Below are 12009 nucleotides of genomic sequence, written 5' to 3'. Positions count from 1 at the left end.
TCAGAACTCCCTCTGGAAGCCGATACCCACCCCGTTGAACAGGAAGAGCTGGCGCAGGAACTGGTCCACCGCGCGATTGGCGAGCGTGATGCTGGTCGGTGGCACGTAGATGCTGCTGTTCGGCGGCAGCACTAGGTCCTCGTCTGCGCGCCGGTCGTTGAAGGCGCGTGCGATGTTGATGGTGCGCAGGCGCGGTTCCGTCTCGCCCGGCTTCCAGTACAGCACGCGGATGTCAGACAGCGACCCGGTCGGCAGGTGACCGCCCGCACTGGCGACAGCCTGCATCGCGGTCATCGTACCGGTCAGTTGCACGACTCCCGGCCGCGCCACCTCGCCGAACACGAACACCCGGTTGCCGGTCGCGGTTTCGAGCAGCACCGACACCTCAAGGTTGCTGAACGCCTTGGCGTACTCCGCGTTGATCGCGTTGCGTGCTTCGTCCTGCGTCATGCCCGCGACACGTATCGATGGCAGGTAGGGCAGATAGACCGAACCATCGGGTGCGATAGTGGCCTTTTGCGAGCGGCCGCGTTGCAGATTTGTGAGCGACACGCGCAAATCCTCTATCTTCGACGTGTACTGTTCGACGATGACCGAGATGCGCGGATCGCGGAACGTGTCGGCGTAGACCGCCTCGAGTTCTTGCGCAAGCTGCATCGAGGTACGCCCGGCGGCCAGTACATCGCCCTTGAGGGGTACCGTGATGCGGCCATCGGGACGGATCAGCAATTCACGCGGCGCCTCGCCAGTGTAGTGGAACTCAATGCGCAAGCGGTCGCCAACGCCCAGCACGTATTCCATCGGCTGCGGCCTGTTGCTGCTCAGGTAAAGCACTTCGAGTACGTCGCCGGCTATCAGGCGGTAGGCTGACAGACCGCGCGTCATGTCGTGGAAGATGCGGTCGCGGATCGCTTCCGGATTCGCCCGTCCTTCTTCGGTGATGTTGACGCGGCCGTCCGGGCCGTCCTCGACGGTGGGGCCGTTCGACACGCAGCCAGCGAGTACCGCACAGGCCAAACCAGGCAGTAGAGCGACGACGCGGGCGATACAACGCAGGACCGCGTCGAGACACGACCCTGGCAGTGCCCTCAGCAGGCTCGTAATGTTATCCATTGGGGAATGTGATCGGCAGTTTGTGAACACGCGGCCGTGACGGTTCATTGTGTTGCATCGGCCGAAACGGCTACGGAACAATGCAAGCGGACACTGCTTCGTGCACCGCGCAACACTGCGAGGCTGATTATATAAAGGTTTGCCGGAACCCCCTTGTATCATCCATCACGATTTGAACAGCAGGGAAGATAGGCGTCATGCGCAAACTCAGACGGTCCGCAGCACGTCTGCAGATCATTGGCCGGAAGGTACTGAACAAGCTTTTCCCGCCGGCCGGACCGCTCCCCGTGGCAGCCCCTCCCATGCAGCAGGTTGCGGAGGACATCGCCGGCCGCGTTGTCATCATTACCGGTTCGTCGAGCGGTATCGGGCTTGCGCTGGCGCGCGGCTTTCTCGATGCGGGCGCGCGTGTCGTGCTCAATGGCCGCCATCGCGGGCGGCTTGACGCTGCGCTGCAGGCGCTGTCCGCCGATGCGGCACGCGTTCATGCGATCGAAGCCGATGTTTCCACCGAAGCAGGTGCACAGGCGCTGGTCCGGGAAGCGCGCGCGCGTTTCGGTTGCATCGACGTGCTGATCAACAACGCCGCGGTGACCGGTCCGCATGCAACAGCTGCCGGGCGTTATACCGATACCGACTGGACGCGGGTGTTGCGTGGCAACGTGCTGTCGGCAGCCTTCTGCGTGGCTGCAGCGCACGCGCAGGCACGCATGGACGGGCGGGCGCTGCGTGTAGTGAACGTATCCTCGGGCATCGTCGGGCACGCCGCACCGGGCCTCGCCGGCTATGGCGTGAGCAAGGATGGACTCGAGGCGCTCGGCCGCGCTTTTGCGATCGACGACGACAGCGGCTTGCTGAGCATCACCTCGCTGCGCCCGCGCTCCGTGCGGACGGATATGACGAAGGGTTACTACGATGCGGCCACCTTCGCACTCATGGAAGATGCCGAGGTTCTGTTACCCGCTTTTCTCTGGGCAGCTACGGCACCTGCCGCCGAGGTCAATGGTCGGGCCTTTCACGAGCAGGTGGTTTCCGCATCGAAGCTGGCCGCAGTGCGTATTCCTGGTGTGCTCGCCGGTGGCGGCGCGATCGACATACTGCCGGAGACTTTCCGTGACGCGGCGGCGGGGCAGGCGGAGGGCGCCTACATGCACCTATTGGAGAATGCACAGGGTTTCTATCCATCGGCCCGCGGTGCTCTCGAATCGTCGCTCGACAGGCGTGATCTGTATGCCTACCCGGATCCGACCTATGCCGAACTCAAGGCGGCGATCGCGGCTGAGGTCGGCGTCGAGTCGGCCTGCATAGCGATAGCGCCAGGCAGCAGTGAGTTGATCGACCGCATGCTGCGGTTGTTCTGCGCGCCGGGCGACAGTATCGTCATCACCAAGCCGACGTGGTCCTTCTTTCATGCCTTCGCGCAGCGCTGGCAGCTAATTCCGAGCGAGGTCTCCATGCGGGGCGACCTGCGCAGCGGGGGATTGATGCACGATCTCGCGGGGCTGTTGGCCGCCGTCACGCCGCGCACGCGCCTTGTTTACCTGTGCAATCCGTGCAACCCGACGGGTGCGATGCTGGAACCCTCGGCGCTGGAAGCATTCATCCGGAAGGTGCCGGCACATGTGGTGCTGGTGGTCGACGAGGCTTATCTTCAGTACGCCGAGCCGGCGATGCGTCCGTCTCTAGCGCAAGCGCTCGACAGCTGCGCCGCGTCGGTCGTCCTGCTGCGCACTTTTTCGAAATTCTTCGGCTTGTCGGGAATGCGGCTCGGATACGCCGTCGCACGGCCGGAGCTTGTCCGGCTGCTGGCGCGAGCCGAGGTGCCGTTTTCGATCAGCGCGCCTGCCGCACGCATCGCTCCGGAGGTACTGGCCGATCAGGCTTTTCGCGACCGCGTCTATCGCGCCAACGTCGAAGGCCGCGAGCAGCTCTCGGCGGGGTTGACCGCCCTTGATATCGCCGTGCAGCCCAGCCAGACCAACTTCATCCTGTTCAACTGTCCGACCGATCCGGCCACCCTGCGTGCCCGCCTGCGTTCGCGCGGACTGGTGCTGCCAAACGTCGATCAGTTCGTGTTTCACAACTATGCCCTTCTGGCCGTCGGCCAACCGGAACACAATTCGATCGTTCTCGATGAACTTGGGCGTTTCTGACGCCTGCAGATCCCAATTCTCGCTGCGCGGAGTACCGAATCATGAGCGACGTCCCTACGTCAGAAGTGACCGATGACAAGATCCTTCTCGCCGCACTGACGGCCACCATCGCCGGCACCTCCGCGGCGGACCTCCTGTTCGGGACGGCCGCTGGTGAGCAGATCGATGCGCTCGAAGGCGACGATACCGTACTGGCCGGTGATGGCGACGATGTCGTGAACGGCGGCGAAGGCAACGACGTGCTCTACGGACAGCTCGGCGCCGACCTGCTGGACGGTGGCTTGGGCGCGGACACGCTGGATGGCGGCGAGGGCAATGACACGCTGAACGGTGGCGACGGCAGTGATGTGCTTGCCGGTGGGGCCGGCGCTGACACGATGGATGGCGGCGCGGACGGCGACCTGATGTATGGCGAGGCCGGCGATGACCTGATGTTCGGCGGGTTCGGCAACGACCGCCTGTCGGGAGGCACTGGCGTCGACACGCTGTCAGGTGACGACGGTGCGGACGAACTGTTCGGCGAAGCCGGCGCCGACGATCTGGATGGCGGCGACGGCGATGACGTGCTGGATGGCGGTGACGACGACGACACGATACGCGGCGGCGGCGGCACCGACTACCTCTACGGGCAGTCTGGCAACGACATTTTGCACGGGGGCGATGCTCCGGACCTGCTGAGCGGCGGTATCGGAATCGATACCCTGTACGGTGGAGCCGGAGCCGACTTGCTGTTCGGCGGGGCCGACAACGACACGATGCAGGGTGAAGGTGGTGCGGACACACTTTATGGTGAGGCTGGCGACGACGTTCTGGCCGGCGACGACGACGACGATACGCTGGATGGCGGAGTCGGCAATGACAGTCTGAATGGCGGTGCTGGCAATGACATGATCGTGGGCGGAAGCGGGCATGACATCCTGCTTGGCGGCACCGGTATCGACGTGCTGTTTGGCGACGACGGCGATGACGAACTCGACGGCGGCGGCGAGGGCGACGCTCTTTTCGGAGGCGAGGGCCGAGACATCCTGCGCGGTGGCGAGGGCGCAGACGAGATGTACGGTCAGGCCGACGATGACCACCTTGACGGCGGCGATGGCGGGGATACGCTGGACGGTGGTATGGGCATCGATACGCTGGTGGGTGGCGGCGGCAACGACCAGTTGTTCGGTCGCGAAGGCGATGATGTGCTGGATGGCGATGCTGGTGCCGATCTGTTGTTCGGCGGCGGTGGCGCCGACACGCTGCGCGGAGGTGATGACGGCGACGATCTGTTTGGTGAGGGCGACAATGACTTGCTCCACGGTGGTGGTGGCGACGACCGCGTGCAGGGCGGCGATGGCGACGACCTCATGTACGGTGGCGACGGCAACGACCAGATGTCGGGCGGGGCCGGAAACGACACGATGGATGGCGAAGCCGGCGCGGATCAGGCCTATGCCGGTGCGGGAGACGATGTGCTGCTGCACGACGGCCAGGCGCTCGCCGCCGGGCGTGACCTCTACGACGGCGGTACCGGTCTCGACACGCTGCGCCTGACACTTACCGACGAACAGATGGCCGATCGCGCCCTTCAGGCCGAGATCGATGCGCTGGCCGCGTTTTCGAGCCGTCACTTCGATGCGGCGAGCGATACCGGCGTACTGTTTTCCTTTGTCAATCTCGACCTCGACGTGCGCAATGTTGAACAGATCGAGGTAAACGGCGTGATCCGCATTGCGGACCGCACCAAGGTGTACATCGATCCGAATGCGACCGACGGCGGTAACGGCTCGCTGCAGAGTCCGTTCAATTCCTGGTACAGCGTGGAGTGGAATCCGGGTACCGACTACCTGCAAAAGGCCGGCACCACGATCAATGAATCCTTTTCCGTGACGGTGCAGGCCGACAGCGGCGCACCCGTGACCATTGGCAGTTACGGCGACGTCGCCAATCTCGGCCGGCCGATCGTCACCGGCAGTGTCACGTTTGACAATGCCTCTTGGGCGACGCTGCAGGGCCTGCATGTGACCGGTGCCGAACATGGCGCGGTGAACATCGTCAATGGATCGACTCACATTTCAGTGGTCGACAACGAGATCAGCCATTCCGAACTGGGCGTCTGGATTACCAATGGCGCCGGTACGGCGAACCGGGTGGAAGGCAACGTGATTCACAATCACGTCAGTCATGGCGTGGCGATCACGCTCGCCGGCGGTGCGCCGGGCGAGGAAACCGTGATCGCCCGCAACAGCATCCTCAGCAACGGTGATCATGGCGTCGAACTTCACGCCAACTATGTGATCGTCGAGTCCAACGAGGTGGCCTACAACGGCGCGAACAACATCGGCACCTCGGGCATCCACGTCTATTCGGCGACGGCCGAGGAGGACGCGGCGCGCTACAACACGGTCCGCAACAACGTGGTGTTCGGTACCTACGAGGTGTTCGGACCGGACGGCAATGGCATCGAACTCGACCACTGGGCAAAATTCAACGACGTTTATGGCAACGTGCTGTACGGAAACGGCGGTCAGGGTTTCGTTGCCTTCCGTTCTTCGGACTTCAGCTTTTACGACAACTACGTGTTCGACAACATGCAGTCCGAGGCGCACAACAATTTTGCACGGCCGACCGAACTTTTCGTCGGTTCATTTTCTGTCGACGAGGTCGACCAGATCCGGAACTACACGATCTACGGTAACGTGATTGCGTCCTCAGGGACGCATACGGGATCGGGTGCCAGCAACATCACCAGCATCATGATCGATGCGCCCACCATTTTTCTTCCGCGCAACATCGGCGCCAATCACTACTACAACGCAGATGGCGGGGATTTCTATCGCTGGGGCTTCAATCCCGATGAACTTTGGGGACCCGGCGAAACGGGCAGCGACATCAATGAATGGAACGCGCTGAAGCAGAACGGCGATGCCGACGTGATCGGCGATGTGAACCTTCTCGAAGGCACGCAGTTGACGGGCGATGAGCGAATCGATCTGATGACCGGAACGGATGACGACGATTTCCTCTTCGGCATGGGAGAGACGGATGTTCTGATCGGCAAGGACGGAAACGACACGCTGGATGGTGGAGAAGGTGCGGATGTGATGATTGGTGGGCGTGGCGACGATATTTACCTCATCGACGACATCGACGATCGCGTGCTGGAGTTTCCCGACAGCGGTACCGACACCGTGTTCACGAGCGCCGATTACGCCCTGCCGGACTTCGTTGAGAACGTCATCCTGATCGGGGATGCTGTGGCCGGGGTGGCAGGCAATGACAGCGACAACTACCTTCAAGGCAATGGAGCAACCAACTCGCTGCAGGGCAACGGTGGCGAGGATGTGCTGTTCGGATTGGGCGGCAATGACTACCTGCTCGGTGGTGACGGCGACGACTACATGGATGGTGGCGCCGGCAATGACATCCTTGAAGGCGGTCAGGGCTACGATCTGATGTTCGGGGGTGCGGGCGACGACGTGTTTCTGTTCCGTCAGGGTGAGGAGCACGGTGCCGTACTCGATTTCGAAGGCTGGTATGCGCTGTACGGCGACCTGCTGATGTTCGAGGGATATGGCCCGGACGCCTCCATCGAGTATGCCGGTTACGACGGTCTGTGGCAGATTCACCATACCGACGACGGTGTTGCGATGACCGAGCACTTCACGATGGTCGGTGTGACGCTGCTGCACGAGGTCGATTATCAGTTCATCTGAAGATGACTGCAGCCGGTGAGAACCGGCCACGAAAAACAGGATATGAAAGTACTTCACGCCTACAACCTGCATCGCGGCGGGGGCGGGGCCGACAACGCCACGCGTGCGACGATGCGCGTGCTGCGCGACGCTGGCGTCGACATCGAGGCCTTCGAACGCGACAGCCGGGACATTCCGCAGAATCTTGCCGGCAAGGTGGGCGCCTTCGCCAGTGGCATCTATGCGCATTCGGCGGTGCGCGAATTTGCCGCACGGCTCGACGCATTCAGACCCGACATCGTGCACGTGCACGAGTTGTATCCGCTGATTTCTCCCTGGGTACTGCCGGCCTGCAGTTGCCGCGGCATCCCTGTCGTGATGAGCGTCTACGACTATCGGCTCAGTTGCCCGACGCACAATCACTTTTACCAAGGGGAGGTTTGCACGGGCTGTGTTGGCGGACGGGACTATCGCTGCATCGTGCAGAACTGTCGCGGCAGTCTGGCGGAGAGCGTCGCTTTTGGCGTACGCAATATGGTGGCGCGTCACTTCGGATTGTTCTCGAAGCATGTCGGGCTGTACATCACGCCGACCCGCTTTGCTGCGGAATGGCTTGTCGCGCACTGCGCCGTGCCTGCCAACCGTACTGCGGTGGTGCCTTGCGTGATCGACATTCCACCCGATACCGTTGATCCGGTTCAGGGAAGATATGTTGCCTTTGCCGGCCGCTTCGTCGAGGAAAAGGGCATCGAGATTGCGCTCGAGGCGGCACGCCTTGCAGACGTGCCGATAGGCGTGGCCGGAGACGCGCTGCACTACAAGAACTACCGTGAAGATGCGCGCACGCATTTTGTAGTCACGAAAGACAAGCATGACCTGGCGGCGTTTTATCGCGGAGCACGCTGCTTCGTCATGCCCAGCATCTGGTTCGAAACCTTCGGCATCGTCGTGGCCGAATCGATGAGCCATGGTGTACCGGTGCTGGCCTCGCGCATCGGTGCGTTGGCCGAGACTACCCGCGATGGCGTAAGTGGGCTGCATTTTGAACCGGGCAATGTGCAGGACCTGGCGGCGAAGATGCGTCGGCTGTGGGATGACGACGTACTGTGCCGTCAACTCGGGCAGGGGGCCCGTGCTCAGGTTGAATCGATGTGCACCGATGTGCATCACGGCGATGCGATGCTTGCGGCCTATCGCTCGGTACTGGAAGCGCGATGAACGAACCCGTCTTGGCATGTCCGGCGCCGCAGGCGCGACTTGCACCGTGGATGGTCTACCAGGACCCGCGCTTTCTCGATCTGCTCGCCGCTCATTACGACTGGCGGCGTGAGGTATGGTCGGGTGTGAATGCACTGGGGCGTCCATTGCCAGGGCTGGGAGCCCTTCGCGCCAAGGTCTGGAATCCCGAGGTGTGTGGCGATGACTGGTGCAAGGCCTTGCTCGAAGCACCTGTTGGGTATTTTGATGTCATGAGCAATTTCGCCGTGCAAGTGCCGGGAGTACGCTGCATTTCATCACCGGACCTGATGTCGATGCTGGTGGATCTGAGCGGCGGAGCAGATGCCATATTTGAGCGCATGGAGTCGCGCGCTCGCAAGGGGATACGGCATGCCTTGCGGGAAGGACTCACCAGCGCCTGTTCGGCGTCGGCGGATGACCTGACGGCGTTGCATGCATTGCTGCTGCGGGTGACGGATGGCGGGCGCAAGTACGAAGTGCCGCCATTGCCCCTGTTGCAGGCGTTGCAGGCAGCCGGGCTGTCGCGAACCTATGTGGCGAGATGGGGAGGGCAGGTCGTCGGGGGGGGCGTCTGTCTCGGAACCACGATATCGCACGGTTTCGTGTCGGGCTTCGATGCAGCCGCCTGCAAGGGTCTGCCCGGTACATTGTTGTATTACGATCTACTCGTGGCAGAAGGCGCGCTCGGGGCAACACACTTTGATCTCGGCGCTCAGAGTGTGCAGGACCATCCTGGTCTGGCGTTGGCCAAACGCGCCTATTCGCCGATTCAGATACCGGCTTACCGTTATCTCATCGAGCCGCGCAGCGCGCGAGCGAGGCTGCAGCGCCAGGTGTTGCGGGCGGCTGGCCACGCGATGCCGCGCTGACACGAAGCGCCACCATCAACCGGCGCTGTGGGGAATTGCTTCCTGCCAGCTCGGCTGCGGTGGCGTCAGGTTGACTTTCGGTGCCCAGGTGCTGGCGACCTGCCGTGGCCGGAACTGCGCACGCAACCACCATGCCCACAAGCCCAGCCCGCTCGGATGCAAGCCAATTGCGCGACGCAGGCTTCGCAGTGCGGCGTCACGCTCGCCAGCCACGAGCAGGATGTAGCCGAGGTTGCGTCTGTTGTAGGCAAGGAGACGCCGGCGCAGTTGTTCTGCCCGGCCTTCGAAGCGGCGGCGTTCCAGCAGCTCGACCAGCGCTTCGACCATGTAGCGGGTCAGGATCGAGCCATCGGAGTGGCGCATCGAGGTGTCGTGCCAACGGTAGGCAATGCGTTTGACCGGGCTGTACCACGCAGCAAAACCGCGCTCGGCAACGCGCAGGAACATATTGAACTCGAAGGGATAGATGCCCCCCATGTCGGGGTCGCCGACGCCGGTCTCGGCAACCACTGATGATCTGAAAACGGCGCCCGAAATCGAAAACAGCCCATGTTGCAGCAGCGGTTCGAGAAAGCTGTCCATCCGCCCCTCTGCAAAACGATCGCGCCCCTGGTAGCGCGTGTAGTCTTCCGTGAGCGCGTCCTGCTTCGTTCCTTCGCGATCAATCAGGTACTGACTGCCGCCGAACATGGCGATGTCGTCGTGTGCTTCGAGTACATTGAGCGCCGCTTCAATGTAGTCCGCATCCATCATGTCGTCGTCGTGCAGCATGCAGAAGAAGGGCGCATCGCACTGCGCAAACAGCGCGCGCGCCTGACCGTATTCGCCGCCGTCGATCGGCTGCAGCACATAGCGGATCCGCGGATCGCCAAGGCTGGCTATCCAGGCCGAAATGTCGGCCGATATTTCGGGTCGGGTCGGGTTTTCGCTGACGACGAGCACGAAATCGTCCATCGTCTGCCGCTGCACGCTCAACACGGCGTCGCGCACCATGTCCGGCCGGTTGCGCGTCGGTATCCCGATCATGATGCGAGCCATGTGTCTGGCTCAGCGGATGTTGGTGCTCGACAGGAAGTCGCGATACCAGGCGATCGTGTTGTTCAGGCCGCCGTCGATCGAAGCCACAGGTTCCCAGTTCAGCAGCTTGCGCGCCTTGTCCGACGACAGGTATTGATGAAGGATTTCGCCTGACGCTTCATTGCGTACGTCGGGCGCAAGGTCTTCGCGCTGCATCAGACGAAGGATGGCTTGCGTGATATCGAGTACCGAAAGCGGTCGGGAGGTGCCGAAATTGAAGGCCTGTCCGCACACTTCCGGCCGGTCCATGGCCTCCGACAGACACAGGTAGGCCGCAACCGCGTCATGGACATAGATGTAGTCGCGCAGCGGAGAGCCGTCGCTGCGGATGACCGGGCGCTTGCCTTCGAGCACCGTACGTATGGTACCCGGCACGATGCGGTTGAAATTGAGGTCGCCGCCACCAAACAGATTGCCGCACCGGGTGATGCTGACCGGCAGCCCGTAGGTATGGTGATAGCTCAGCGTGATCAGGTCGGCACAGCTCTTCGACACGTCGTAGGGATGACGGCCTTGCAGTGCGCAGCTTTCGTCGTAGGGCAGCACGTCGTGATCGCCGTAGGCCTTGTCGCTGGAAGCGACCACCATGCGCTTGACCGTACCAACCTGGCGGGCGGCTTCAAGAATATTCCAGGTACCTTCGATATTCGCTTCGAAGGTGGCGACCGGATTACGGTTGGCGACGCCGACGATGGCCTGGGCCGCCAGATGGAACACAGTGTCGACCTCGTACTCACCATAGGCGCGTGCCAGCACCGACAGGTCCGACAAATCGCCGCGCACGACGTTGATACGGTTCAGCGTGCCATTGCGAGCGAGGTCGCTGAACGGCACGTGGTCGCGGATCAGGCCGACGACGCTTGCGCCTCGGGCTACCAGCTCGGTGGTCAGTGCGGAGCCGAGGAAACCGGTGCAACCGGTGACGAGTACCGAACGGTCCTTCCAAAAGTTCTGGGCGTTGGAGCTCACGTGAAAATTCCGGAAAGGCATGGCACATGCTGTGCAGTTGCCAGGGTGGACTTGACGGACAGCCGAAGTGAAACCGGAGCTGCGTTGCTCCGGTCCCAGCCAGCGGCTGACAGGATATGACGGGCGGGACTTTCAGCGCTTGCCGCGGATGCGGGCACAACCGAAAGCCAGTCCGGCGATGGCGAACAGCGCCAGGGTCGAAGGTTCCGGTACGACGCGGATTTCCGCCAGGAAGGTCGTCACGATCTGCGTCGGAAGCTGAGCGGTGGGGGAGGTTGATGCAAACACATCGGCCCAGCCGATCGGCGCCTCGAACAGGAAGTTCGCGCCGTCGAGGTAGAAGGCATCTACCAGCGAACTGACGTCGGTGTCGCCGAGGCTGGACACGCCGAAGTCAATGCTCATCTGTGCACCGAGCAACTGGAACTGGGTGCCGCCGATGTCAAGGCCGCCAATCAGGAACCCGAAAAGGCCCGGGGCGGGAAAGTCGGTGAAGGTGAACTGGAAGGCAAGTACGTCGCCGCCATTCGCGCCGGCCCCGGCAAGGAACTGCTCGGCGACCAGCAGGCTGCCGGAACTGCCGGGCGCAATCTCGACACCCGGATCACCGCTGGCGTTGAACGTCATGTTGCCGGTGGGCGCGAAATCGTACGGGAAGTTTCCGCCAGCGACGAAGAAGGAACTTCCGATCGGTGCTGCATTGGCCAGCCCGACCAGACTGGTGCAAATCAGAAGTGCGGCGATGTAGTGCAGAAGACGGGAAAACATGGCGGGAGCCTCCACAGGTGCCTGATGGTTTGATTTCGCGAATCCCTAGCAATTTTCACGCCGAGATTGCAATAGTTTGAAAATCATCGGCTTGCGACGCGCACGAAAAAATGTGGCAAGAATTTGTAAAAAAATTCGACATTT

General features: G+C 62.3%; 8 protein-coding genes. 4 read left to right on the top strand and 4 right to left on the bottom strand.

Annotation, left to right across the window (positions count from 1 at the left end; all coding sequences use genetic code 11):
* Entirely contained in the window at positions 1 to 990 is a 990-nt protein-coding gene (locus NMQ16_RS01900) for a polysaccharide biosynthesis/export family protein (RefSeq protein WP_257078785.1), read from the bottom strand.
* Positions 991 to 1310: 320 nt separating this feature from the next.
* Here NMQ16_RS01900 and NMQ16_RS01895 point away from each other — a divergent pair, with 320 nt between their 5' ends.
* The 4 genes from NMQ16_RS01895 to NMQ16_RS01875 are packed head-to-tail and all read left to right on the top strand — an operon-like array spanning position 1311 to position 9051.
* Positions 1311 to 3266 carry an aminotransferase class I/II-fold pyridoxal phosphate-dependent enzyme gene (locus tag NMQ16_RS01895; RefSeq protein ID WP_257078784.1) on the top strand — a complete coding sequence of 652 codons (1956 nt, stop codon included), beginning with the start codon at positions 1311 to 1313 and terminating at the stop codon, positions 3264 to 3266.
* Between the two features lie 41 nt (positions 3267 to 3307).
* Complete coding sequence (locus NMQ16_RS01885) at positions 3308 to 6964, top strand: right-handed parallel beta-helix repeat-containing protein (protein ID WP_306441606.1); 3657 nt, start codon at positions 3308 to 3310, stop codon at positions 6962 to 6964.
* A 42-nt stretch (positions 6965 to 7006) separates the two neighbouring features.
* Positions 7007 to 8161 carry a glycosyltransferase family 4 protein gene (locus tag NMQ16_RS01880; RefSeq protein ID WP_257078783.1) on the top strand — a complete coding sequence of 385 codons (1155 nt, stop codon included), beginning with the start codon at positions 7007 to 7009 and terminating at the stop codon, positions 8159 to 8161.
* Positions 8158 to 9051, top strand: a complete 894-nt coding sequence (locus NMQ16_RS01875) for a GNAT family N-acetyltransferase (RefSeq protein ID WP_257078782.1) — start codon at positions 8158 to 8160, stop codon at positions 9049 to 9051. Before NMQ16_RS01880 ends, NMQ16_RS01875 begins: the two co-directional genes overlap by 4 nt.
* A 15-nt stretch (positions 9052 to 9066) precedes the next feature.
* Here the strand turns inward: NMQ16_RS01875 and NMQ16_RS01870 are convergent, their stop codons facing one another.
* The 3 genes from NMQ16_RS01870 to NMQ16_RS01860 form a co-directional block, all read right to left on the bottom strand.
* The gene (locus NMQ16_RS01870) at positions 9067 to 10089 is read right to left on the bottom strand and encodes a glycosyltransferase family 2 protein (protein ID WP_257078781.1); all 1023 of its coding nucleotides are present in this window, start codon (positions 10087 to 10089) and stop codon (positions 9067 to 9069) included.
* A 9-nt stretch (positions 10090 to 10098) separates the two neighbouring features.
* Complete coding sequence (locus NMQ16_RS01865) at positions 10099 to 11097, bottom strand: NAD-dependent epimerase/dehydratase family protein (protein ID WP_257078780.1); 999 nt, start codon at positions 11095 to 11097, stop codon at positions 10099 to 10101.
* A 132-nt stretch (positions 11098 to 11229) separates the two neighbouring features.
* Positions 11230 to 11865 carry a PEP-CTERM sorting domain-containing protein gene (locus tag NMQ16_RS01860; RefSeq protein WP_257078779.1) on the bottom strand — a complete coding sequence of 212 codons (636 nt, stop codon included), beginning with the start codon at positions 11863 to 11865 and terminating at the stop codon, positions 11230 to 11232.
* Positions 11866 to 12009: the final 144 nt, after the last annotated feature.

The sequence above is a fragment of the Methyloversatilis sp. XJ19-49 genome, from assembly GCF_024580145.1.
Lineage (GTDB): Bacteria > Pseudomonadota > Gammaproteobacteria > Burkholderiales > Rhodocyclaceae > Methyloversatilis.
This window is presented reverse-complemented; position numbering and strand designations above follow the sequence as displayed.